The sequence below is a fragment of the Bradyrhizobium sp. Pha-3 genome, from assembly GCF_042258325.1.
In the GTDB taxonomy this organism is placed as follows: Bacteria; Pseudomonadota; Alphaproteobacteria; order Rhizobiales; family Xanthobacteraceae; genus Bradyrhizobium; species Bradyrhizobium elkanii.
In genome coordinates, this window is sequence record NZ_CP170151.1 from 7,596,303 (window position 1) to 7,619,862 (window position 23,560).

The following is a 23,560-nucleotide window of genomic DNA, read 5'->3' on the forward strand; positions in this document are numbered from 1 at the left end:
GATGTCGCTGCTCCAGAGCACCCAGTTCCGCCCCGATCCATCCGCCAACGCGACCCGCCGCGCCTTTGTCCGTGCCTGGCCGGAATTCCAGAATCCTGCGGCCTGGCTGGTCGCGCTGATCCTCGTGATCATGCCGCTGATCGCCAACGGCTTCTTCCTGATCGAGATCTTCGCCACCACGCTGATCCTCGGCATCATCGCACTCAGCCTGATGTTCCTCGCCGGCTATGGCGGCATGGTCAGCCTGGTGCAGCTCACCATCGCGGGCTTCGCCGGCTACATGGTCGCGGTGTTCGGCATGAGCGGCAACGCCAATATCAGCCTCGGCTGGCCGTGGTGGCTGGCAACCCCGATGGCGCTGGCGCTGGCGACGCTGTTCGGCACGCTCGGCGGCGCACTCGCGGTGCGCACCGAGGGCATCTACACCATCATGATTACGCTCGCGATCGGCGCGGCGTTCTACTACTTCACCAACCAGAACTGGGCGATCTTCAACGGCCACACCGGCATCAACACCGTCGCGACGCCGCATTTCTGGGGCGTCGACTGGCGCGCCGATATCGCCTTCTATTATGTCACGCTCGGTGTCGCCGCGATCTGCTACTTCGCCGTCCAGTATGTCTCGCGTGCGCCGTTCGGCCTCGCACTGCAGGGTGTCCGCGACAATTCCCGCCGCATGGCGGCGCTCGGCTTCAACCCCAATGCACACCGCATCGCGGCCTACGCCTTCGCCGCCTTCATCGCCGCGCTCGGCGGCGTGCTGCAGGTCTGGAACTACCGGCAGATATCGCCCGGCTCGGTCAGCGTCGGCGCCTGCATCGACGTCCTGATCATCGCCGTGGTCGGCGGTATCACCCGACCGATCGGCCCGTTCATCGGCGCGCTGATCTTCGTGCTGCTGCGGACTTTCGCGCTCGACGTGCTGATCAAGTTCGGGCTCGACGGCAACCGTTTCCGGCTGCTGATCGGGCTCGGCTTCCTCGCCATCGTGTTCTGGTCATCCGACGGTGTGATCGGCCTGTGGGAACGCTGGCGGCGGCGCAACGCATCCTCGGCGCAACGTTCAGGCGGAGGCCGGCATGGATAGCGTCGCGCAGCGGCTGTCCGTGGTCGGCGCCGGCGCGGCGCTCGAGCTGCGCGGCGTGACGCGGCTGTTCGGCGCGCTGGCGGCGCTGACCGACGTCACCATCACGGTGCGGCCCGGCGAACGCCGCGCGGTGCTCGGCTCGAACGGCGCCGGCAAGACCACGCTGTTCAACTGCATCACCGGCGACTTCCCGCCCTCATCCGGCACGATCCGCTTCTTCGGCGAGGACATCACCCAATTCCCACCCTATGAGCGCATCCGCCGGGGCTTACGCCGCACCTACCAGATCTCGGCACTGTTCCCCGGCCTGACCGTGCAGGACAATGTCTACCTCGCCTGCCGCGGCGTCTCGCGCGGCCGGTTCTCGTTCCTGCGCCCGGGGCAGAACGATGCGCTGATGCACGCGACCGAAACGCTGGTCCAGGCCGTGCACCTCGCGAACGTGAAGGACCAGCGCGTCGCAGAACTGGCACATGGCCAGCAGCGCCAGCTCGAGATCGCGCTGGCGCTCGCCGGCGCGCCGCGCTTCATCCTGTTCGACGAGCCGGCGGCCGGGCTGTCGCCGACCGAGCGGCGCGAGCTGATCGAGATCCTGACCTCGCTGCCGGCGCATATCGGCTACATCATCATCGAGCACGACATGGACGTCGCGCTGCGCGTCGTCGAGAGCGTGACGATGATGCACAACGGTCGCATCTTCAAGGAAGGCCTGCCGCGCGAGATCGAATCCGATCCCGAGGTGCAGGAGCTTTATCTCGGAGGCGGCCATGAATGACCGCCGTGCCGTGCCCGCACTCGAGGTGAAGGGCATCGACGTCTATTATGGTCATTCGCATGCGCTGCAGGGCGTCGATCTCACGCTCGAGTCCGGCGTGTTCTCGGTGGTCGGCCGCAACGGCATGGGCAAGACCACGCTGTGCAAGGCGATCATGGGCCTCGTGCGTGCCAGCGGCGGCTCGATCCGGATCCGCGGCGAGGAGGTCACGCGGCTCAATCCGGCGCGGATCGCCCGGCTCGGCGTCGGCTATGTGCCGCAAGGCCGCCGCCTGTGGCGCTCGCTGACCGTCGACGAGCATCTGGCGCTTGCCGGCGGCCTGCGGCGCGGCACCTGGACCATCGAGCGGATCTACGACACCTTCCCGCGCCTCGCCGAGCGCAAGAACAATGGCGGCAACCAGCTGTCCGGCGGCGAGCAGCAGATGCTCGCGATCGCGCGCGCGCTGCTGACCAATCCGCATCTCTTGATCATGGACGAGCCAACCGAAGGCCTCGCGCCCGTGATCGTCGCCCAGGTCGAGGACATGCTGCTGCGCCTCGGCGACGAAGGCGACATCTCCGTCCTGGTCATCGAGCAGAACATCGGCGTCGCCACGGCGGTGTCGCGCAACGTCGCCATCATGGTCAATGGCCGCATCAACCGCATCATCGATTCCGCGCGCCTTGCAACCGACCGCGAGTTGCAGCAGCGGTTGCTGGGTGTCGGCACCCATGGCGCCGATGAGACCGACGCCGAGCCAGCGCCGGCGAAGGCTGAAACGGCCGGTGCCCCGCAGCCGGCACGCAAGGGGCCGACCCGCATCTACCTCTCCAATCCGGTGCTGCCGACCCGCTGGTCGCAGCCGGTGCCGATCGCCCGCATCGAGGCCGCCGCGCGGACGCAATCCGCCGGAGTCACGCGGCTCGAGGAGACAACGCGCCAGCGACGCGAACCGACGGCCTCCCGAACGTCCGGGCCACCGGTCGTCCTCATCGTCGGCACGCTCGACACCAAGGGTGCCGAGCTGCGCTTCATCCGCGATATCATCGCCGGCAGCGGCCTGCGCACGCGACTGGTCGACGTCTCGACCAGCGGCAAGGCGGCGAGCTGCGACGTCACCGCGCAGGAGATCGCACTCAACCACGGCCGCGGCGGTTCGGGCGTGTTCGGCGCCGATCGCGGCGCCTCGGTGACGGCGATGGCGGACGCCTTCGAGCGATGGCTGCGTCGCCAGGGCAATGTCGCCGGGATCATCTCCGCGGGCGGCTCGGGCGGCGCGTCGCTGGTCGCGCCGGGCATGCGCGCGCTGCCGGTCGGCGTGCCGAAGCTGATCATCTCCTCGGTCGCGTCCGGCGACGTCGGTCCCTATGTCGGTCCCGCCGACATCACCATGATGTATTCGGTGACCGACGTACAGGGCCTCAACTCGATCTCGCGCACGGTGCTCGGCAACGGCGCCCATGCGCTGGTCGGCATGGTCAAGGCGCGGCTCGACGAGCAGGCCGGCAAGCAGCGCGATGCAGGCGCGAGCCTTCCGGCGATCGGCATCACCATGTTCGGCGTCACCACGCCGGCCGTGCAGAAGATCGCCGCCGACCTGCGTGAGGATTTCGAGTGCCTCGTCTTCCACGCCACCGGCGTCGGCGGCCGTTCGATGGAGAAGCTCGTCGAGTCCGGCCAACTCGCCGGCGTGATCGACCTCACCACGACCGAGGTCTGCGACCTCCTGATGGGCGGCGTGTTCCCGGCGACCGAGGATCGCTTCGGCGCCATCATCCGCAGCCGCGTGCCCTATGTCGGCTCGGTCGGCGCGCTCGACATGGTGAACTTCGGCGCACCCGACACGATCCCGGAACGCTATCGGCAGCGCAAATTCCACATCCACAATCCGCAGGTCACCTTGATGCGGACCACGCCGGAAGAGAACGAGCGCATGGGCCGCTGGATCGGCGAACGGCTCAACCAGATGGACGGGCCGGTGCGCTTCTTCCTGGCCGAGGGCGGCGTCTCCGCACTCGATGCACCCGGCCAGCCGTTCTGGGACCCGGAGGCCGACGCGGCGTTGTTCCGCGCGCTGGAGCGCACCGTGCGTCAGACCGGCAACCGGCAGATCATCCGCGTCAAGCGCAACATCAACGATCCCGAGTTCACCGCCGCCATCGTCAGCGCGTTCCGCCCCTTGCTCGGACGCGCCGGTGGTCGGCGCAGAGTGGCGAGGTGACCCATGGCCAGGTTTGAACGCACGGCGCTGTTGAAGAAGTTTCACGCCATGATCGCACGCGGCGAGCCGATCGTCGGCGGCGGCGCCGGCACGGGACTGTCGGCGAAATGCGAGGAGGCCGGCGGCGTCGACCTGATCGTGATCTACAATTCCGGCCGCTACCGCATGGCCGGCCGCGGCTCGCTCGCCGGCCTGATGCCCTATGGCGATGCCAACGCGATCGTCGTCGAGATGGCCGGCGAGGTGCTGCCGGTCGTGACCAAGACGCCGGTGCTCGCCGGCGTCAACGGCACCGATCCCTTCCGTGACATGGATGTGTTCCTCGACCAGCTCAAGGCGCTCGGCTTTGCCGGCGTGCAGAACTTCCCGACCGTCGGCCTGATCGACGGCACCTTCCGCGCCAACCTCGAAGAGACCGGAATGTCCTATGCGCTCGAGATCGACATGATCGCGAAGGCGCATGAGAAGAACATGCTGACCACGCCCTATGTGTTCAGCGAGCAGGAGGCCGCCGCGATGGCGATCGCCGGCGCCGACATCATCGTCTGCCACATGGGCCTGACCACCGGCGGCACGATCGGCGCGCAGACCGCGCCAAAGCTCGCCGACTGCCCTGCCCGCATCGAGGCCTGGGCCGAGGCCGCGCTCAGCGTCAATTCGAACATCATCGTGCTCGCGCATGGCGGTCCGATCGCGGACCCCGCCGATGCCGATTTCATCATGAAGCAGACCCGCAACTGCCACGGCTTCTACGGCGCCTCCTCGATGGAACGCCTGCCGGTCGAGCGGGCGCTGACGGATCAGGTTCGCAAATTCAAGGCGATCGGCGCGCGCTAGCCGCCGTGACCAAGGGAGGAAGAGATGTCGGGGATGCTGGTCGGTGAATTGATCCTCTGGCTCATCGTCGCAGTCGTCGCGATCGTCATCATCGTCTATGTCGTGAACTGGCTGTATCACCGCTCGTCGAAGGAGGTTTCCTTCGTCCGCACCGGTTTTCTCGGCGAACGCGTGGTGATCAATGGCGGTGCCTTCGTGCTGCCGTTCATCCACGACTACACGCCCGTCAACATGAACGTGCTGCCGATGGGGATCGTGCGCTCCCGGCAGGACGCCGTGATCACCCGCGACCGGATGCGCGTCGACATCGAGGCGGATTTCTACGTCCGGGTTCAGCCGACCCGCGAGGCGGTCTCGATCGCCGCCGCCACGCTCGGCCGTCGCACCATGGAGCCGCAGCAGCTGCACACCCTGCTCTCCGGCAAGTTCATTTCCGCGATCCGTTCGGTCGCCTCCGAGATGACGATGGAGCAGATGCACGAGCAGCGCGGCGACTATGTCGCCCGCGTCAAGGCCAATGCCGCCGAAGCGCTGGCGCAGAACGGCCTCGAGCTGGAGTCGGTCGCGATCACCGATCTCGACCAGACCGACCTCGAATATTTCAATCCCTCGAACCGCTTCGACGCCGAAGGCTTGACCCGCCTGATGGAGGACATCGAGGCCAAGCGCAAGCTGCGCAACGACATCGAGCAGGACTCGATGATCAGGATCCGCTCCCGCAATCTCGAGGCCGAGCGCCAGGCGCTGGAGATCGAGCGCGAGAGCGAGACTGCCCGTCTCGAGCAGGAACGCGACATCGAGATGCGCCGCGCCCTGCAGCGCACCGAGGTCGCCCGTGAGCGCGCCTTGCGCGAGACCGAGTCGGAGCAGGCCCAGATTGCGGCGCGCGAAGCCATTGAGAAAGCGCGGATCGCCAACGAGCAGGCGATCACCGAGGCCCGAATCGCCTCGGAGCGCGAGACCCGCCACAAGGAGATCGAGCGGACCCGCGCGGTCGAGGAAAAGGAGCTGCTGGCCCGCGAGGAGATCGAGAAGGTCCGGATCGCCAACCAGCGCTCGGTCGACACCACCCGCATCGCCTCCGAGCGCGAGGTGCGCCAGCGCGAGATCGAGCGGATGCGTACGGTCGAGGAAGCCGAGATCGCCGCCCGCGAGGCGATCGAGAAGGCCCGCATTCAACAGGACCGCGTCGTCACCGACGCCCGCATCGCCAATGAGGAGGAGACCCGGCGCCGCGAGATCGAGCGCACCCGCGCGGTCGACGAGGCCGAGATCGCCGCCCGCGAGGCCACCGAGAAGGCGCGGATCGCCCAGACCATGACGGTCAATGTCGAGCGCATCTCCTCCGACGAGCGCACCCGCGCGCTGGAGATCCAGCAGGTGCGCACCATCCAGGAAGCCGAGATCGAGGCGCAGAAGGCAGTCGAGGCCGCCCGCATCGCCCGCGAGAAGACGCTGGCCGCCGAGCGCATCGCCGCCGACCACGCTACGCGCAAGCTCGAGATCGAGCGCAACCAGGCGGTCGAGATCGCCGGGATCAGTGCCCGCGAAGCCACCGAAGCGTCGCGGATCGCTCAGGAAGAGCACGTTCGGGCACTTGAGATTGCCCGCGCCCGTGCGATCGAGGAAGCCGATATCGCCTCCCGCGAGGCGATCGAGGCGGCGCGCATCTCGCAGGAGAAGTCGGTCGCCGCGCAGCGCATCCGTGCCGAGCGCGAGACCCGCGCGCTCGAGATCGAGCGTACCGGGGCGATCGAGGCCGCCGAGCTGAGACGCCGCGACGCGGTCGAGCGGCAGCGCATCGATGTCGAGCTGACGCTGGAGAGCGAGCGGATCGCCTCCTCCAGGACCCGCGAGGTGCTCAACATCGACCAGAAGAAGGCGATCGAGCTCGCCGACGAGGAGCGCGTGATCGCGCTCGCCGCCAAGCGCTCCGAGCGGATCGATGCCGACCGGCAGGTCCGGCAGGCCGAGATTGTGGCGCGCAAGGACATCGACACCACCGACGTCTCGCGCGAGCAGGCGCTGGAGGCGGCCCGGATCGAGCGGCGCCGTGCGATCGAGCAGCTCGAGGTCGCCCGCAACCAGTCGCTGCAGGAGGCCGAGATCGTCGCCCGCGAGGAGGTCGAGCGCGCTCGGATTGCGTCGGATCGGGGCCTCGACGAGGCCCGCATCGGCCGCGAGCGCGAACTGCGCAAGCTCGAGGTCAACCGCGAGAAGGACGTCGAGACAGCACTGATGGAGAAGGCCATCGCGCTGCATCAGAAGTCGCTGGAGGAATCCGCGGCGCGCGCCGCGGCCGAGGACGCCCGGATCCACGCCACCGAAGCGGCCGAACGCGTCGTCACCGCGCGCGAAAGCGAGATCGCAAAGCGGCGCAAGACCGTCGAGGTGCTGCTCGCCGAAAAGCAGGCCGAGGAAACCAGGATCGCAGCCGGGGCCGAACGGGTCCGTGCCACGGTCGAGGCCGAAGCGCAGCGCCTCCTTAACGAGGCCGAGAACGTGCTGACCGATCAGGCGCGCTACTCGCTGTTCCGCCGCAAGCTGCTCGACCGGATCGAGGGCATCGTGCGCGAGAGCGTCAAGCCGATGGAGAAGATAGAAGGCATCCGCATCCTCCAGGTCGACGGCCTCAACGGCAATGGCCATGGCAACGGCACCGGCCGCAGCGCCACCGACGAGGTGATCGACTCGGCGCTGCGCTACCGCGTGCAGGCGCCGCTGATCGACTCGATCCTGTCGGACATCGGCGTCGAGGGCGGCAGCCTCGCCAAGATGCCCGGCCTGATCCGCGAAGCTCGAGACATGCAAGGCATCAAGGACTCCGCGCGCAAGAGCGGTGGCGAGGCCAAGCCGGCGGCACCCGAGGGCGGCGGCGAGCCGGCGCGACCTGAGCGCACGCCGCGCAAGAAGGACTGAGCTCACACCATGGCACGGGTTTACGTCTCCACCGTCGTCAACGCCCGCAACGATCGGGTCTGGGCCCGCGTCCGCGATTTCAACGGGCTGCCGAACTGGCATCCCGCGATCGCCGAAAGCCGGATCGAGGGTGGCGAGCCCTCCGACAAGATCGGCTGCGTCAGGGATTTCCGGCTGCGCAACGGCGATCGCATCCGCGAGAAGCTGCTCGGGCTGTCCGATTACGACATGTTCTGCACCTATTCGATCCTGGAATCGCCGATGGGCGTCGAGAACTACGTCGCGACACTGCGGCTCACGCCGGTCACCGACGGCGACCAGACCTTTCTGGAATGGACCGCCGAATTCGACTGCGCGCCGGAGCGCGAGACGGAGCTCGTCAACAATATCGGCGGCGGCGTGTTCCAGGGCGGCTTCGACGCGCTGAAGCGGGCGTTCGGAGGATAGGCCGTGCCGCATATCGTCAAAAGCACGATCCTGGATGCACCCACCGATGCGGTGTGGGCCGTGCTGCGCGATTTCAACGGTCATGACCGATGGCATCCTGCGGTCGCAACCAGCGGCATCGAGCGCGCACAGCCGTCCGACAAGATCGGCTGCGTCAGGCGCTTCAAGCTGAAGGACGGCGCCGAGCTGCGCGAGCAATTGCTGGCGCTGTCCGACCTTGAACAATCGTTCAGCTACTGCCTGCTCGATACGCCGATCCCGATGTTCAACTACGTCGCGCATGTCCGCCTGCTGCCGGTCACCGACGGCGACCGCACCTTCTGGCACTGGGAGTCGCGCTTCACGACGCGGACCGAGGACAGCGAGCGCATCACGCGGATGGTTTCGGAAGACATCTACCAAGCCGGCTTCGACGCCATCCGCCGGCATCTGAAGGAGGCCGCGTAAGCGGAAGGACATCATGCCAGTCACGGTGAAGACCTTCACCAGCACCCATGAAGCCGCGGCGGCGCTGTCGTCGGATCGCAGCGCCCGCTATCTCGGCGGCGGCACGCTGGTGATGCGGGCGCTGAATGAGGGCGACGTCTCGATCTCGACCATCGTGCGCGCCAGCGACCATGCGATGACACGGATCGATGCCACGGGCTCGCGCATCACGCTGGGTGCCGGCGTCACCTTCGCACGCATCCTGGCCGAACGCGACCTCGCCTTCCTGCACGCCCCTGCCCGCTCGATCGGCGGACCGGCGGTGCGCAACATGGGCACCGTCGGCGGCAATCTGTTCGCGCCGGTGCCATATGGCGACTTCACGGTCGCGATGCTCGCGCTTGATGCCACAGTGTCCGTCCAGGGCGGCCTCGGCGGGCGCGATATTCCGATCGAAGAGTTCCTGCAATCGCGCGACCGGCAGGCCGGATCCCTGGTGCTGGCGATCTCCTTCGCCAAGCCCGGCAGCAGTGAGGCCTTCCGCTACCGCAAGATCGCGCGGATCAAGCCCAAGGGCGGCGCAGTGGTCACGCTCGCGGCGCATCTGCCAGTCAACGGCAGCCGCATCGTCGGCGCCCGCGTCGCGCTGGGCTCGATGGCGCCGACGCCGATCCGCGCCCGCGCCGCCGAGCGCGCGCTGGAAGGCCGCGCGCTCGACGCCTCCACCATCAGCGCGGCTGCTGCGGCGGCGGTCGAGGGAACGTCGCCCGGCGACAATGCGCTCGCCAGCGCCTGGTATCGCCGCGAGATCGTCGGCGTGCATCTCCGCCGCCTGTTGTCCGGTCAGGAATAAATCGTGATGGCCAAGACTGCCCTTCAATTCCAGCATAACGGCCGTGACGTCGCGATCTTCGTCGACGGCGGCACCAACCTTTTGGTCGCGCTGCGCGAGCTGATCGGCGACATGACGCCGAAGTTCGGCTGCGGCCAGGGCGGCTGCGGCACCTGCAGCGTGCTGATCGACGGCGAATTGCACCTCTCCTGCCTGACGCTCGCCGAAACGGTCGCCGGCCGCTCGGTCGAGACGCTCGACGGCATCAAGGACGGCCCCAATCTGCACCCGTTGCAGCGTGCTTTCGCCGACAATTTCGCCGCGCAGTGCGGCTACTGCACGCCGGGCATGCTGATGGCCGCGAAAGCACTGCTCGACCGCAATCCGCAGCCCAGCCGCGCCGAGGTCGTCGAGGCGATCTCGGGCAATATTTGCCGCTGCACCGGCTATGAGCCGATCATCAACGCCGTGCTGGCTGCCGCTTCCGGCGGCCGCGCTCGCGCGTAAGGGAGCAGTGCCATGCTTGAACTGCGCAAGGACATCTTCGCCGACGAGCGCGACGATAATCTGAAGGAGATCGGCAAAGGCACGCAGCGCCAGGACATGCTCGGCCATGTCACCGGTACCTCGCCCTATTTCGATGACCACAAGCTGCAGGGTATGCTGCATCTGAAGGTGGTCCGCAGCGCCCATCCGCATGCGAGGCTGCGCCGCATCGACACCTCCGAGGCCGAGCGGTCGCAGGGCGTGCGGCGCGTGATCCGCGCCTCCGATGTGCCGCGCAATCTGAACACGCTGCTCAGCCTGATCAATTTCGGCAAGGACGACGAGCCGTCGCTCGCGGTCGACAAGGTACGCTACAAGGGCGAGCCGATCGTCGCAATCGTCGCCGACAGCCCGCGCGAGGCCTTTGAAGCCGTCGCCAAGGTCAAGATCGACTATGAGCCGCTGCCGGCGGTGTTCGATGTCGAGGACGCGCTGAAACCCGGTGCGCCCGTGGTCAACGAGGTCTATCCCAAGAACACCTTCACTTATCACGAGACCTACGATCACCAGCAGCTGCGCTTCGGCGATGCCGACCGCGCACTTGCGACGGCCGACCATGTGCTGGAGCAGCGCTACCAGATGTCGCCGATCGAGCACGCGCCGACCGAGACCAACGGCTCGATCGCAGCGCCCGATACCAACGGCCGCTACATCGTCTACACTTCGACGCAGGCGCTGTTCTTCTCGGTCGATACCTGCGCGAAGATCCTCGACGTGCCCTCGAACACCTTCCACTTCATCGGCGGCACGGTCGGCGGCGGCTTCGGCGGCAAGGTCGATACGCTGACCGAGCCGCTCTGCATCCTCGGCGCGATGCTGACCGGGCGTCCGGTGCGCTATCTGTTCGGACGCGAGGAGGAGATGCAGTACGGGCCGCCGCGCGGCGCCGAGCGCATCTACATCAAGGACGGCGTGATGCGCGACGGCCGCATCGTCGCCCGCAAGGTGCGCGCCTATTTCGACAGCGGCGCCTATACGCGGCTGTCGAGCTATGCGGCGGTGAAATGCGCCGCCCATCTGCCCGGCCCCTACACGATCCCGAACGTTCATGGCGACGTCTATTGCGTCTTCACCAACCGCACACCCGCGACCGCGATGCGCGGCTTCGGCGTCACCGCGATGGATTTCGCCATCGAATGCCAGATGGACAAGCTCGCCCATCTCATCGGCATGGACCCGATGGAGTTCCGGATCCTCAATGCGTATCGCGACGGCGACATGAAGGCGCACCGCCGCGAGGCCAAGAACACCGCGCTGATCGAATGCGTGCAGGTCGCCGCGGAGAAAGCCAAGTGGCCGCTCCGCGAGGACTTCAAGCGGATGTCGTCGCGCAAGGATGGCGGCGGCGCGCGCGCCGCGGTGACGCCAACCCCGCGCGAGACGCATACGCCGCCGTCCTCACCATCCCAGCAGCGCACGACGTATGACCGCGCGCCGGCCGCGACCCGCGAGCCGCCGCCCTCTTCGCCGCCGTCGTCTCCGCCGCCGCGGCCAAGCGCGCCGTCGCATGGCGCCACCCGCTTCTCTTCCGTCTTCGGCACCAGGAGGCGCTGACCATGACCCGGCACCGTGGACGCGGCATCGCGTCGGTCAATTATCCCATCGGCATGAACCTCGGCGGCGATCCGAGCCAGGCGCTGGTGCATTCCAACCCCAGCGGCAAGTTCACCGTGGCACTGTCGTCGATTGATCTCGGCCAGGGCATGAAGTCGGTGACACGGCAGATCTGTGCCGAGACGCTCGGCGTGCCGGTCGAGGACGTCTATGTCGACACCGCGGATTCCGACACCGGCCCGCACTGCATGGGCTCGTTCGCCTCGCGCGGCACGCACCGCGTCGGCAACGCCGTGATGGCGGCGGCGCGCGAGGCGCGCGGTGTGATGATGGAGGCGGCGGCCGAAGAGCTCGAAGTGAATGCCGCCGATCTCGAGACCGATGGCCGCGGCAATATCCACGTCAAGGGCGCGCCGCATCGCTCGATCTCCACCAAGGACGTCGCGATTGCCGCGCAGTTCAAGCAGGGCAAGACGATCTCCGGCCGCGGCATCTTCCTGGTGCCGCTGTCCGACGTCGACCCCGAGACCGGCGAGATGTCGCCGGCGACGTGCTACGCGCATGCCTGCCTCGTCGCCGAGGTCGAGGTCGACGACGAGACCGGCGAGGTCGACATGATCAGGATGGACTCCGCCTATGAGCTCGGCCGCGCGCTCAATCCGAGGCTGGTCGAGCAGCAGCTGGTCGGCGGCGCCTGGATGGGCGTCAGCCACGCGCTCTACGAGACGCCGGAGCCTTATTATCCGGAGCCGGTGCACGGCCCGCGCGACTTCGTCGAATATCTGATGCCGGGTCCGGCCGACATCTGCCCGCACGACATCGCAGTGCTGGAGCGCCCGGCGCCCGACGGTCCGTTCGGCGCCAAGGGACCGGGCGAGATGTGCGCCAATCCGGTGCTGCCTGCGGTCGCCAACGCGATCTTCAACGCGGTCGGGGTGCGGATCGACGATCTGCCGATCACGCCGGAGAAGGTGCTGCGCGCGATCAAGGCGCAGGGCGGCGCGCGGCCGCAGCCGCGGCGCTGAGGTCTCGCCATGCCGGTCCGCAGCAACATCGTCGGCATCGACAGCCCCGAGGCGCTGGAGAAGGCGCTGCGCGCGGCCTATTACCTCGCCGACGACGGCATCGCGACCGCCTCCTATCTCTCGCTTGCGCTCGGCAAGCCGCTGCTGCTCGAAGGCGCGCCAGGTGTCGGCAAGACCGAAGCCGCCAAAGCGATCGCCGCCGTGCTCGGCCGCAGGCTGATCCGCTTGCAATGCTATGAGGGCATCGACGCCGCCGCTGCGCTCTACGAATGGAACTATCCGCGCCAGATGCTGGCGATCCGGCAGGCCGGCGAGGAGAGCATCGACATCTATGGCGACGCGTTCCTGATCGAACGACCGATGCTGGCCGCGCTGCGCGCGCCTGATGCGACGGTGCTGCTGATCGACGAAATCGACCGCGCCGATCAGGAGTTCGAGGCCTTTCTGCTCGAATTCCTCTCCGACTTCCAGATCTCGATCCCCGAACGCGGCACGGTGCGCGCTGCCGAACATCCTGTGGTGGTGCTGACCTCGAACCGGACGCGCGATCTGCACGAGGCGCTGCGGCGGCGCTGCGTCTATCACTGGATCGATTATCCGAATGCCGAGCGCGAGGCGCGCATCGTGATGATGCGGGCGTCCAGCGTGGCCGAGGCCACCGCCCGCGCGGTGGTCGCCGCCGTCGGCCGGCTGCGCCGCGAGCCGCTGAGCAAGGCCCCGGGGATCGCCGAGGCGGTCGACTGGGCGGAGGCCGCGACCTTGCTCAACAAGGGCGGCGCGCGCTGGCCGGATGCGTTCAAGCGTTCGATCGGCGTCGCGCTGAAGGACGAGGAGGATCTGCATTTCATCTCACCCCGGCTCGATGCGATCATCGCGGAGGCGGCCGCGTGAGCGATGACCTCAAGCTGCCGCGCGCGGCACAGACATTCGTGTCCTTTGTGGCACTGCTGCGCGCCAACGGCTTCGCGGTCGCGCCGGAGCAGACGACGAGCTTCCTCGCCGCAATCGAGCTGCTCGGGCCGCGCAGCCTGGAGCACATCCGCCAGGCGGGGCTCGCGACGCTGGCGCCGCCGCCGGAGCGCCGCGCGACGTATGACCGGCTGTTCGACATCCACTTCCGCGGCGCCGAGGCGATCGAGCAGGCCGAGGGCGAGGACGAGGAGACCGTCCGCCTGCAGGAGGAAGGCCGCGGCGAGGACGAGCCGCCGCTCGCCGACGAGGCCAATGAGTCCGGCCTCGCCGCAGCGCGCGCCGAGGCGCTGGTCGAGCGCCGCTTTGCACAGGCCGCGACCAGCGATCCGCTGCAAAAACTGTCGCGTGAGGCGGCAAGGCGGCTGCCGCGGCGGCGCGGCCACCGGCGCCGTCGCGCACGGAGCGGCCCGTTCGCCGATCTGCGCCGCACGCTGCGCGACAGCGTGCGCAATGACGGCGAGGTGCTGCGGCTCGGGCGGATGCGTCGCCGCCAGCGCCCGCGCAAGATCCTGTTCCTGATCGACGTCTCCGGCTCAATGAAGGCGCGCACCGAGGAGAACATGAAGCTCGCGCATGTGCTGGTGCAGGCGGCCGGCAATGTCGAGGTCTTCACCTTCGGCACAAGACTGACCCGCGTCACGCCGGCGCTGCGGCTGAAGCGGCGCGAGCAGGCGCTGAACGCGGCCTCCTTCCTGGTCAGTGACTGGGACGGCGGCACAAGGATCGGCGATGCGCTGCAGGCCTTCCTCGCCGTGCCCCGGTTCGGCGGATATGCCCGCGGCGCCGCGGTCGTGATCGTCTCCGATGGCCTCGAGCGCGGCGACCCGGCTGCGCTGCGCGATGCCGTGGCAAAACTGTCGCGGCGGGCCTGGCGCGTCAGCTGGCTGACGCCGCTCGCAACCTCGCCCGGCTTCACGCCGCAAACCGAAGCGCTAATCGCGATCCAGCGCTTTGTCGACGATCTCGTGGACGGCGGATCCAGCGCGGCTGTTGTCGCCCATCTGCTGTCGCTTGGAGCAAGGAGAGCCGCGTGACTGGCATTGTCGACGGACATCATCACATCTGGCGGCAGGCCGATCTCGCCTGGCTGTCCGGCCCGATGCAGCCGCGCATCTTCGGCCCCTACGAGCCGATCCGCCGCGACTATCCGATCGAGGAATATCTGGACGACCTCAAGGGCACCGGCGTCACCCGCTCGGTCTATGTCCAGACCAACTGGCCGAACGGCCGGTTCGAGGACGAGGCGGCCTGGGTGCAGCAGACCGCGGACCGGCACGGCTGGCCGCACGCCCTCGTCGCCTATGCCGATTTTTCCGTTGCCGACGTCCGGCCGCAGCTCGATCGGTTGAAGCGCTACCCGCTGGTGCGCGGCGTGCGCATGCAGCTGCACTGGCACGAAAATCCGCTCTATCGCTTCGCCGCCCGTGCCGATCTCTGCACCGATCCCGTGATCCGGCGCAATGTCGGCCACCTCGCCGACTATGGCTGGAGTTTCGACCTGCAGGTGTTCGCACCGCAGATGGTTGACGCCGCCGGTCTTGCGGAGTCGTGCCCCGGCGTGACCTTCATCCTCCAGCATGCCGGCATGCTGGAGGACCTGTCGCCGCAGGGCCGCGCCGCCTGGCGCACCGGGATGACGCGGCTCGCGCGATGTCCGAATGTGGTGTCGAAGCTGTCCGGGCTCGGCACCTTCATCCATCGCAACGATGCCGCGCATATCGCCGGCGTGATGACCGATACCGTCGCGATCTTCGGCGCCGACCGCTGCCTGTTCGGCTCGAACTTTCCGATCGAGAAGCTGTGGACCAGCTATCGCGATCTCGTCGCCGCTTTCAAGACGGCAGCCGAACGGCTCAGCCCCGAACAGCGCGATACGATCTTCAGCACGACGGCGGCGCGGGTCTATCGGCTGGGGCCGTAGCCGCAGCGCGGGCACGAACATAACAACGAACACGAATTGGGAGGGAGAACGATGCCGTTGGAGATCAAGATTCTGGACTACGGCGATATCGAGCTGGAATCGAGCTTCCTCGTGCTCGGGCACAATTGCGGCCGCACCCGCCGCGTGCTGACGCTCGGCTTCCTGATCCTCGGCGGCCCCTACCCCGTGCTGGTCGACACGGGATATCGCTCCAACCAGATCATGGAGACGCTCGGCATGCGCGGGCTCCAGTTCCACGAGAACATGATCGAGAACCAACTCGCCCGCCACGGCGTGCGGATGGGCGACGTCCGTTTCGTCTGCCACACCCATCTGCACATCGATCATGCCGGCAAGGACGACCTGTTCCCGATGAACACCACGGTCGTGCTGAACCGCAAGGAGCTGGAATACTCCGTCTCCGGCCTGATGCATCCCCAATACCCGGCGCCCGACATCAAGCACCTGATCGACCGCCTGCACACCAAGAGCGCGCTGCGCTTTCTCGACCTCGAAATCACCGGCCCGGTCGAGCTGATGCCGGGCGTCTATTGCGATGCCGCCAACGCCCACACCGAAGGCTCGATGAACATCCACGTTCACACCGCCGACGGCATCGCCACGATCTGCGGCGACGTGATCTATGATTTCAACGACCAGATCGTGAATCCCTTCAATGAGATCCACGACGCCGAGCCGCGCACCACCGGCAATCACGGCACCAGCAAGCGCGCCGAGAAGGCCGCGATCAAGAAGCTGCTCTCGAGCTCGCGCTATCTGCTGCCGGTGCATGATCGTCCGGCGAAGATCGAAGGCGGCATGGTGGTCGGCCGCCTGCATGACCAGGTACCCGGGCCTGTCGTGCAGAGCCTGCCGCAGCGCAACTGGTTCCCGGCGTAGAGGATCGAGGCGATGACGCATGTCACGCTGCGCAGCGAGTTCGAAGGCCTGATCGATTCCTACGCGCTGGTCGGCCAGGTCGGAACCGGCTTCGATTTCACGGAGGGACCGATCTGGCATCCGCTCGATCACTTCCTGCTGTTCTCCGACATGCCGGGCGACGTGCGCCGGCGCTGGGATGCGCGGCGCGGCGTCGTCGAGGTCAGGCGGCCGTCGAACAAATGCAACGGCATGACCTATGATGCGGACCTCAATCTGATCGTCTGCGAGCACGCAACCTCCTCGCTGATTCGCGAGCGGCCCGACGGGCGGCGCGAGGTGCTGGCCTCGCATTACGAGAACCAGGAGCTCAACAGTCCGAACGACGTCTGCGTGCACTCGTCGGGTGCGATCTACTTCTCCGATCCCTGGTACGGCCGGATGCCGGTCTATGGCGTCGAACGGCCACGCCAACTCGGCTTCCAGGGCGTCTATTGCGTGCCGCCCGGCGGCGGCGCGCCGAAGCTGCTGGTCGACCGCTATTTGTTCGAGCAACCGAACGGGCTGTGCTTCTCGCCCGACGAGCGCATCCTCTATGTCAACGACACCGTGCAGGCGCTGATCCGCGCCTTCGACGTCAACGCCGACGGCTCGCTTACCAATCCGCGCGTGTTCGCCTCCGGCATCCGCTCCGAGCTCGAGCCCGGCCTGCCCGACGGCATGAAGTGCGACCAGCGCGGCAATGTCTGGGTCACCGCGCCCGGCGGCGTCTGGGTCTATTCACCCGGCGGCGACCTGCTCGGCAAGGTGCGCCTGCCGGAGCTCGTCGCCAACCTCGCCTGGGGCGGCGTCGACTTCCGCATGCTCTATCTGACCGCCACCCATTCGGTTTATGCGATCCCGACCAAGGTCGGCCCACGCCACGAGCCCTATATGAGCGGCAAACGCGGCGGCACGGGTGCCACATCGTCCACGCCTGCGCCGAACCTCGCCGCCGGCGAGATGCAGCTCGATCCGCAACGCTGCGCGATGATCATTCAGGACATGCAGAATGACGTCATCATGGACGGCGGCGCGTTCGCCGAGTCCGGTGCGCCCGCGCACGCCCGCCAGCAACATGTCGTCGACAATGTCCGCCGCGTGGCGGAGGCTGCGCGAGCGCGCGGCGTCGCCATCATCCATGTCTGGTTTGTCGTCGAGCCGGGCGCGCCCGGCGTCACCTTGAACGCGCCGCTGTTCGAGGGGCTGGTCGACAGCAAGGCGATGGTGCGCGGCAGCTGGGGCGCGGCACCAGTTTCGGGACTCGAGCCGCGCCCGGGCGACTTCGTGGTCGAGAAGATGCGGATGAGCGCCTGGGAGGGTACGCGGCTCGAGACCATCCTGAAGGCGACCGGCCGCGACATGATCATCAACACCGGGGCCTGGACCAACATGTCGGTCGAGCACACCGCGCGCACCGGCGCCGACAAGGGCTATTTCATGATCGTGCCGGAGGATTGCTGCTCGACAATGAATGCCGACTGGCACAACGCCGCGATCAACTTCGCGCTCCAGAACGTCTCCGTCGTGACCAACGCCGACACCGTGATCAAGGCGCTCGGCTAGGGAGGCGCGGTGCCGAAACTGCTGCATCTTAACTGCTCACCGCGCACCGATTCGGAATCGGCGGCCGGCGCGCGCGTCTTTCTCGATCGCTTCCGTCAGGCGCGGCGGACTGGGAGATCGACGCAATGAACCTCTGGCGCGAGCCGCTGCCGGAATTCGAGGGTTATCTGCTCGAGGCCAAATACGCCCGGATCGGCGGCAAGAGCTTCACCAATTCGCAGCACGACGCCTTCGCAATCGCCGAGCGCCTCGCGCTGCGGCTGTCGCTGGCCGATCGCGTGCTGATCTCGACGCCGATGTGGAATTTCGGCATTCCCTACAAGCTCAAGCAGTGGCTCGACGTCATCATCCAGCCCGGGCTGGCCTTCCGCTTCGATCCGGCGCAGGGCTATCTGCCGCTGCTCAAGGACCGCCCGACAATCGTGATCCTCGCAAGCGGCAGCGACTTCGTCACCGGAATGAACCGCGGCCGCATCGACATGGCAACGCCCTATCTGCGCGAGGCGCTGCGCTTCATCGGCATCAGCGACGTGCGCTTCGTGCCGATCGGCCCAACCACCGGGCCCACCGAGCCGATCCGCGCCGCTCGCGAGGCGGCGCACCGCCGGCTTGCGGAGATGGCAGCGAGGTTTTGACGGATTCGTTTTTCCGTCGTCGTCCCTGCGAAAGCAGGGACCCATAACCACAGGGTTGTATCGTCGGAGTGAGCTGTGGCCCAGCGCCGCAAGGCAATTCGCATTGGTGGTTATGGGTCCCGGGTCGCGCTTCGCTTGCCCGGGACAACACCAAGTTTGTTGCCCGGCCGGCGGACGTACATTCGCATTCTCGCGCCAGCGCTAACCCACCCTACGTTTCCGCCGCCGGAAAGACCAGCCTGCACAGCAACCCCGGCGCATTGTCGCGCAACTCGATCCGCGCGCCGTGCAGGCTCGCGACCGCCGCGACCAGGCTGAGGCCGAGCCCGTTGCCCGGCGTGTAGCGGCTCTGCTCGAGCCGGTAGAAGCGCTTGAAGACGCGGTCGTGCTGGTCGGCGGGAATGCCCGGGCCATCATCGGCGATCGAAATCACCGCACCGCGCTCATCGTTGTCGCAGGTCACCGTCACCCGTCCACCCGGGCGGCCATGCTTGATGGCGTTGTCGACGAGATTGGCGATGGCGTCAAACAGCAGGTCGCGGTCACCGGTGACCAGCACGGCCTGATCGCCGGCAAGATCGAGGCGCGTGGTCACCTGTTCGGCGGCGGCGTCGTAGAGTTCGACCACCTCGCCGGCGATCTCGACGAGATTGACGGTGCGGAACGCACCCTTGCGGGCTCGCGTCTCGATCTCGGAAATCCGCGTGATCGACGCGAACATTCCGAGCACCGCGTCGAGATCGGCGATGGTGTCGCCGATCAGCGCGGCATCGCCCTCCCCGCTCCGCGGGGCGTGGTAGGCTTTCTCGAGCCGGCCGCGCATCCGGGTCAGCGGCGTGCGCAGGTCGTGGGCGATATTTTCGCTGACCTGCTTGACGTCCCCCATTAAGGTCTGGATCCGGTCCAGCATCAGATTGAGATTCTCGGCGACGCGATCCCACTCGTCATGGCTGCCGCGGAGCGGAATGCGCTGGTCGAGGCCGGAGAGCATGATGGCGCGACTGGTCGCGTTGATCGACTCGATCCGGCCGACCGTTCGCCGCGTGACGCCGATGCTGGCAGCGGCCGCAAGCCCGATGATCAGCACGACGACGGCAATGCCGGCGGCCCTGATCTGGGCCATGAAGCCGTCGAGATCGCTGATGTCGTGGCCGACCAGCAGCCGATCGCCGTTTGACAGCGTTTCCGTCACGCCGCGCAGCAGGGAGGTTGCCGGGGAGAGCTGTGGCAGGGAGGCACGAAATTCAGCCCATCCCTTCTCGGCGGCGCCCGCCGGCCACTGCCTGAGATTACCCGCCAGCACCGTCGATCCGGGACCGACCAACAAATACACATGATCGGCAAAGCCCTTGTCCGCGACGCGTTGCGCGATCAGCGCGGTCAGGCCATCGCGCCCGGACCGCGCATAGGCGTCAGCCAGGCTCGCCTGCTCGGTCATGATCGCGCGGTCGGACCTGTCGCGCACATAGGACAATGTCGACCAGTAGACATAGGCGAAGATCGCGGTGACGATCAGGCCGAAGACACCGATGGCGATCAACGCCAGGCGGAACGTCGACGACTTGAGGGTCTTAGCCAGGAGCACGGAGGCAGTATCCGATGCCGCGAATCGTGTGGATCAGCGGGTAGGCTTGCTGGTCGTCGACCTTGCGGCGCAAACGCCCGACATAGACGTCGATGATGTTGGTCGAGGGATCGAAGTGCAGGTCCCACACATGCCGCAGCAGCATGGCGCGCGACACCACGCGGCCTTCGTTGCGCGCGAGGTATTCGAGCAGCTGGAATTCCTTCGGCAGCAGCGGAATCTTGCGGCTGCGGCGGCTCGCCGTGCGCGAAATCAGATCGATCGCGAGATCGCCGACCCGCAGGATGGTCTCCTTGGCAACGGTCTCGCTGCGGCGGCCAAGCGCCTCCAGCCGCGCCAGCAGTTCGACGAAGGAGAACGGCTTGACCAGATAGTCGTCGCCGCCGGCGCGCAAGCCCCGCACCCGGTCGTCGATTTCGCCGAGCGCGCTGATGATCAGGAACGGCACCGCAATGCCGCCGTCGCGCATCTGACGCATCACCGTGATGCCGTCGATGTCGGGCAGCATGCGATCGATGGTAATCACGGCATAGTCGCGCGCCGCACCCTGGCTCAGCGCCTCGCGGCCGTTCGCCGCCAGATCCACATCATAACCGCTGGTGGTGAGCTCCTCGACGAGCTGACCTGCGGTTTCCGGATCGTCCTCTACGACGAGAATGCGGCGGTGAGCACCGGTCATATTCCTGAACTCTCCGAGCTGTGTCGAACTCTCCGAGTTCTCAAACTCTCCGAGCGGCCGCCCCGCGACGATCGCCGCCAGACTATCCCATTCCGGGGCAGGATGGAACGTCTGGCGACGACCGCGACAACGGTGCGGTTGGTTGGGCGATCACCAATAGTCCCCGCACACATTGACCCATTGCAGACCGTAAGCCGTCCATACCCTCCGGTAGCAGCCGTAGTCATAGCCGGCATAGACATAGGGCGCGCCGATGAACGCGAAGCGATGGAAGCGGTGATGGCGGAAGAAGCCGCCATGATGGAAGAAGCGCGAACCGCGGAATCCGGCGCCGGCAAACCGCGGGCCGATTGCCGGTGCACCGACGAAGCGTGGACCACCAAAGCGCCCGCCAGCGAAATGGCCGCCGCCGCCCATGGCGGCGAATGCCGCGCCGCCACCACGCATCCCGCCGCCGAAACCACCGCCATGCATGCCGCCGCCAAAGCCGCCACCATGCATGCCGCCACCCATGGCACCCATGGCACCACCGTGGCCGCCACCGAAGCCACCGCCGCCATGTCCGCCACCACCACCGCCGCCTCTGGCGAGGGCAGCGGGTGCAAGCGCAACGCTGACAGCGAGCGTCGCTGCCGTGAGACACGTGAGAAGCCTGTTCTTCATGAAACCCTCCCTGATTGGGACCGCGGCGAACTCGTATCGCCGCACGCGAGCATGATCAGAAGACGCAAGCCGATGCCCGACTTCAACTGACAAATGCGCCAGATTCTGACACCGGATTTAGAATTCGCGTGCCGGCATGCCGAGCGGCAGTTGCCCGGACCGGCGGCCACGATTGCGTTGGCCGGGATCGACGGACATTTGGCTGGAATCGGCGGATAGCGCTCGTTGAATCGATCGGCCGCGGTTCTTAATCCTGCAGCTATCGGAGAACAACGACGGCGTCGAGGGATCGCAGACCCGCTTCACAATTTGTCGATCACCGGGCTCTCCCTTCCTCGCCGACCGTCATCCATCCGCGATGCAATCGCCTTTCGCCTGCCCTGCCCTCGGGCGCCGGGACGGCGAAGTGCTGACCTTCAGCAAGGAGCTTTCGATGAGCGACGAGACCAAAAGACCGTTTCTGACCCACGCCTCCGGCGCCCCCGTTGCCGACAATGTGAACATCCTGACGGCGGGGCCGCGCGGACCCGCACTGCTGCAAGACGTCTGGCTGATCGAGAAGCTGGCGCACTTTCACCGCGAGGTGATCCCGGAGCGGCGGATGCACGCCAAGGGCGCCGGCGCGCACGGCACCTTCACCGTCACCCACGACATCACGCGCTACACCAAGGCCAGCATCTTCTCTGAGATCGGCAAGCAGACGCCGATGTTCGCGCGGTTCTCGACGGTCGCCGGCGAGCGCGGCGCGGCGGACGCCGAGCGCGACATCCGCGGCTTCGCGCTGAAATTCTACACCGATGAAGGCAATTGGGACGTGGTCGGCAACAACACGCCGGTGTTCTTCTTCCGCGACCCCTTGCGCTTCATCGACCTCAACCACGCCATCAAGCGGCATCCGCGCACGGGGGTTCGCGACCCCGACATGAACTGGGATTTCTGGACGCTGCTGCCGGAAGCGCTGCACCAGGTCACCATCGTCATGAGCGAGCGCGGCATCCCGAAAAGCTTCCGGCACCAGCACGGCTTCGGCAGCCACACCTACAGCATGATCAATGCCGACAACGAGCGCGTCTGGGTGAAATTCCATTTCCGCACCCGGCAGGGCGTCCAGAACCTGACGGATGCCGAGGCCGAGACGCTGGTCGGCAAGGACCGCGAGAGCCACCAGCGCGACCTGTTCCGGAGCATCGCGCGCGGCGACTTCCCGCGCTGGACGCTGTTCATCCAGGTGATGACGGATACGCAGGCCAAGGCATTCCCGTTCAATCCGTTCGATCTAACCAAGGTGTGGCCGAAGGCGGATTATCCGCTGATCGAGGTCGGCACCTTCGAGCTGAATCGCAATCCGGAGAACTTCTTCGCCGAGGTCGAGCAGGCGGCGTTCACGCCGGCGAATGTCGTGCCCGGCATCGGCTATTCGCCGGACAAGATGCTGCAAGCCCGCCTGTTCTCCTATGGCGACGCCCAGCGCTACCGGCTTGGCGTCAACCACCACCAGATTCCGGTCAACGCGCCGAAATGCCCGTTCCACAGCTATCATCGCGACGGCGCGATGCGCGCCGACGGCAATCTGGGCGCCACGCTGACCTACTGGCCGAACAGCCATGGCGAGTGGACCGACCAGCCGCAGCTGAGCGAGCCGCCACTCGAATTGTCAGGCGCGGCCGCGCATTGGGATCATCGCGTGGATGACGACCACTGGCAGCAGCCGGGCGATCTGTTCCGCAAGATGAATGCCACGCAAAAGCAGGCCCTGTTCGACAACACCGCCCGTCAGGTCGGCAATGCGTCGAAGCACATCCAGGAACGGCACGTCGCGAATTGCAGCAAGGCCGACCCGGCCTACGGCAAGGGCGTCGCGGATGCGCTGGCGAGGTTTGCCGCCGGAATGCTGTAGCCAGGACGGCCCCCTTCGGCCCCGTCATCCTGAGGTGCCGGCGGAGCGGGCCTCGAAGGATGAATCGGCCAGA

The 23,560-nt window shown here is 67.0% G+C and carries 19 protein-coding genes and 2 pseudogenes; 18 read left to right on the forward strand and 3 right to left on the reverse strand.

The features are described 5' to 3' along the window. The first annotated feature begins 1 nt into the window (after position 1). The 17 genes and pseudogenes from ACE10X_RS36230 to ACE10X_RS36310 all read left to right on the forward strand — a co-directional run bounded on the left by ACE10X_RS36230 (position 2) and on the right by ACE10X_RS36310 (position 18,663). Complete coding sequence (locus ACE10X_RS36230; protein WP_375763573.1) at positions 2 to 1,087, forward strand: branched-chain amino acid ABC transporter permease; 1,086 nt, start codon at positions 2 to 4, stop codon at positions 1,085 to 1,087. After that, positions 1,080 to 1,862, forward strand: coding sequence for an ABC transporter ATP-binding protein (locus ACE10X_RS36235; protein WP_028338492.1), 783 nt, complete (start codon positions 1,080 to 1,082; stop codon positions 1,860 to 1,862). Before ACE10X_RS36230 ends, ACE10X_RS36235 begins: the two co-directional genes overlap by 8 nt. Continuing rightward, positions 1,855 to 4,065, forward strand: a complete 2,211-nt coding sequence (locus tag ACE10X_RS36240) for an ABC transporter permease (protein WP_038382409.1) — start codon at positions 1,855 to 1,857, stop codon at positions 4,063 to 4,065. The genes ACE10X_RS36235 and ACE10X_RS36240 overlap by 8 nt, the downstream gene beginning before the upstream one ends. 3 nt (positions 4,066 to 4,068) lie before the next feature. Next, the gene (locus tag ACE10X_RS36245; RefSeq protein ID WP_028338490.1) at positions 4,069 to 4,902 is read left to right on the forward strand and encodes a phosphoenolpyruvate hydrolase family protein; all 834 of its coding nucleotides are present in this window, start codon (positions 4,069 to 4,071) and stop codon (positions 4,900 to 4,902) included. Positions 4,903 to 4,926: 24 nt separating this feature from the next. Continuing rightward, positions 4,927 to 7,821: a flotillin family protein gene (locus ACE10X_RS36250; protein WP_038382408.1), complete on the forward strand. Its 2,895-nt coding sequence runs from the start codon at positions 4,927 to 4,929 to the stop codon at positions 7,819 to 7,821. Positions 7,822 to 7,830: 9 nt separating this feature from the next. Continuing rightward, positions 7,831 to 8,268, forward strand: a complete 438-nt coding sequence (locus tag ACE10X_RS36255) for an SRPBCC family protein (protein ID WP_028338488.1) — start codon at positions 7,831 to 7,833, stop codon at positions 8,266 to 8,268. Positions 8,269 to 8,271: 3 nt separating this feature from the next. After that, positions 8,272 to 8,715: an SRPBCC family protein gene (locus ACE10X_RS36260; protein ID WP_038382407.1), complete on the forward strand. Its 444-nt coding sequence runs from the start codon at positions 8,272 to 8,274 to the stop codon at positions 8,713 to 8,715. 13 nt (positions 8,716 to 8,728) lie between these two features. Further along, positions 8,729 to 9,547 (forward strand): xanthine dehydrogenase family protein subunit M, encoded by an 819-nt coding sequence (locus tag ACE10X_RS36265; RefSeq protein WP_304556941.1) that lies wholly within the window; start codon positions 8,729 to 8,731, stop codon positions 9,545 to 9,547. 6 nt (positions 9,548 to 9,553) lie between these two features. Then, positions 9,554 to 10,033, forward strand: a complete 480-nt coding sequence (locus ACE10X_RS36270) for a (2Fe-2S)-binding protein (RefSeq protein ID WP_018273433.1) — start codon at positions 9,554 to 9,556, stop codon at positions 10,031 to 10,033. Between the two features lie 12 nt (positions 10,034 to 10,045). Beyond that, entirely contained in the window at positions 10,046 to 11,626 is a 1,581-nt protein-coding gene (locus tag ACE10X_RS36275; RefSeq protein WP_038382404.1) for a xanthine dehydrogenase family protein molybdopterin-binding subunit, read from the forward strand. Positions 11,627 to 11,628: 2 nt separating this feature from the next. Further along, on the forward strand, positions 11,629 to 12,651 hold the full coding sequence (locus ACE10X_RS36280) for a xanthine dehydrogenase family protein molybdopterin-binding subunit (protein ID WP_038382403.1): 1,023 nt from the start codon (positions 11,629 to 11,631) through the stop codon (positions 12,649 to 12,651). Positions 12,652 to 12,660: 9 nt separating this feature from the next. Then, positions 12,661 to 13,542: a MoxR family ATPase gene (locus ACE10X_RS36285; RefSeq protein ID WP_028338483.1), complete on the forward strand. Its 882-nt coding sequence runs from the start codon at positions 12,661 to 12,663 to the stop codon at positions 13,540 to 13,542. Further along, positions 13,539 to 14,657: a VWA domain-containing protein gene (locus tag ACE10X_RS36290; protein WP_304556945.1), complete on the forward strand. Its 1,119-nt coding sequence runs from the start codon at positions 13,539 to 13,541 to the stop codon at positions 14,655 to 14,657. The genes ACE10X_RS36285 and ACE10X_RS36290 overlap by 4 nt, the downstream gene beginning before the upstream one ends. Beyond that, a complete protein-coding gene (locus ACE10X_RS36295) occupies positions 14,654 to 15,544 on the forward strand; it encodes an amidohydrolase (RefSeq protein WP_304556946.1) in 891 nt (296 codons plus the stop codon). Before ACE10X_RS36290 ends, ACE10X_RS36295 begins: the two co-directional genes overlap by 4 nt. 51 nt (positions 15,545 to 15,595) lie before the next feature. Further along, positions 15,596 to 16,444: an MBL fold metallo-hydrolase gene (locus ACE10X_RS36300; protein WP_026193286.1), complete on the forward strand. Its 849-nt coding sequence runs from the start codon at positions 15,596 to 15,598 to the stop codon at positions 16,442 to 16,444. A gap of 12 nt (positions 16,445 to 16,456) precedes the next feature. Next, the gene (locus tag ACE10X_RS36305; protein ID WP_375763574.1) at positions 16,457 to 18,028 is read left to right on the forward strand and encodes an isochorismatase family protein; all 1,572 of its coding nucleotides are present in this window, start codon (positions 16,457 to 16,459) and stop codon (positions 18,026 to 18,028) included. 9 nt (positions 18,029 to 18,037) lie between these two features. Then, positions 18,038 to 18,663, forward strand: a pseudogene (locus tag ACE10X_RS36310) (FMN-dependent NADH-azoreductase). A 211-nt stretch (positions 18,664 to 18,874) separates the two neighbouring features. On the opposite strand, the pseudogene ACE10X_RS36315 reads toward ACE10X_RS36310, so the two are convergent. From ACE10X_RS36315 to ACE10X_RS36325, 3 genes and pseudogenes are all read right to left on the reverse strand, one after another. Beyond that, positions 18,875 to 19,810 (reverse strand): annotated as a pseudogene (locus ACE10X_RS36315) (sensor histidine kinase); the annotation flags it as partial. A 424-nt stretch (positions 19,811 to 20,234) separates the two neighbouring features. Further along, positions 20,235 to 20,927 (reverse strand): response regulator transcription factor, encoded by a 693-nt coding sequence (locus tag ACE10X_RS36320; protein WP_375763575.1) that lies wholly within the window; start codon positions 20,925 to 20,927, stop codon positions 20,235 to 20,237. 150 nt (positions 20,928 to 21,077) lie between these two features. Beyond that, the gene (locus ACE10X_RS36325) at positions 21,078 to 21,590 is read right to left on the reverse strand and encodes a hypothetical protein (RefSeq protein ID WP_162832402.1); all 513 of its coding nucleotides are present in this window, start codon (positions 21,588 to 21,590) and stop codon (positions 21,078 to 21,080) included. Between the two features lie 433 nt (positions 21,591 to 22,023). Here ACE10X_RS36325 and ACE10X_RS36330 point away from each other — a divergent pair, with 433 nt between their 5' ends. Then, complete coding sequence (locus tag ACE10X_RS36330) at positions 22,024 to 23,487, forward strand: catalase (protein WP_375763576.1); 1,464 nt, start codon at positions 22,024 to 22,026, stop codon at positions 23,485 to 23,487. Positions 23,488 to 23,560: the final 73 nt, after the last annotated feature.

Coding starts and splice junctions, on each gene's coding strand:
- ACE10X_RS36265 (WP_304556941.1), top strand. CDS start 8,729: ATGCCAGTCACGGTGAAGACCTTCACCAGCACCCATGAAGCCGCGGCG.
- ACE10X_RS36235 (WP_028338492.1), top strand. CDS start 1,080: ATGGATAGCGTCGCGCAGCGGCTGTCCGTGGTCGGCGCCGGCGCGGCG.
- ACE10X_RS36245 (WP_028338490.1), top strand. CDS start 4,069: ATGGCCAGGTTTGAACGCACGGCGCTGTTGAAGAAGTTTCACGCCATG.
- ACE10X_RS36275 (WP_038382404.1), top strand. CDS start 10,046: ATGCTTGAACTGCGCAAGGACATCTTCGCCGACGAGCGCGACGATAAT.
- ACE10X_RS36285 (WP_028338483.1), top strand. CDS start 12,661: ATGCCGGTCCGCAGCAACATCGTCGGCATCGACAGCCCCGAGGCGCTG.
- ACE10X_RS36280 (WP_038382403.1), top strand. CDS start 11,629: ATGACCCGGCACCGTGGACGCGGCATCGCGTCGGTCAATTATCCCATC.
- ACE10X_RS36305 (WP_375763574.1), top strand. CDS start 16,457: ATGACGCATGTCACGCTGCGCAGCGAGTTCGAAGGCCTGATCGATTCC.
- ACE10X_RS36250 (WP_038382408.1), top strand. CDS start 4,927: ATGTCGGGGATGCTGGTCGGTGAATTGATCCTCTGGCTCATCGTCGCA.
- ACE10X_RS36300 (WP_026193286.1), top strand. CDS start 15,596: ATGCCGTTGGAGATCAAGATTCTGGACTACGGCGATATCGAGCTGGAA.
- ACE10X_RS36230 (WP_375763573.1), top strand. CDS start 2: ATGTCGCTGCTCCAGAGCACCCAGTTCCGCCCCGATCCATCCGCCAAC.
- ACE10X_RS36320 (WP_375763575.1), bottom strand. CDS start 20,927: ATGACCGGTGCTCACCGCCGCATTCTCGTCGTAGAGGACGATCCGGAA.
- ACE10X_RS36255 (WP_028338488.1), top strand. CDS start 7,831: ATGGCACGGGTTTACGTCTCCACCGTCGTCAACGCCCGCAACGATCGG.
- ACE10X_RS36240 (WP_038382409.1), top strand. CDS start 1,855: ATGAATGACCGCCGTGCCGTGCCCGCACTCGAGGTGAAGGGCATCGAC.
- ACE10X_RS36330 (WP_375763576.1), top strand. CDS start 22,024: ATGAGCGACGAGACCAAAAGACCGTTTCTGACCCACGCCTCCGGCGCC.
- ACE10X_RS36270 (WP_018273433.1), top strand. CDS start 9,554: ATGGCCAAGACTGCCCTTCAATTCCAGCATAACGGCCGTGACGTCGCG.
- ACE10X_RS36325 (WP_162832402.1), bottom strand. CDS start 21,590: ATGAAGAACAGGCTTCTCACGTGTCTCACGGCAGCGACGCTCGCTGTC.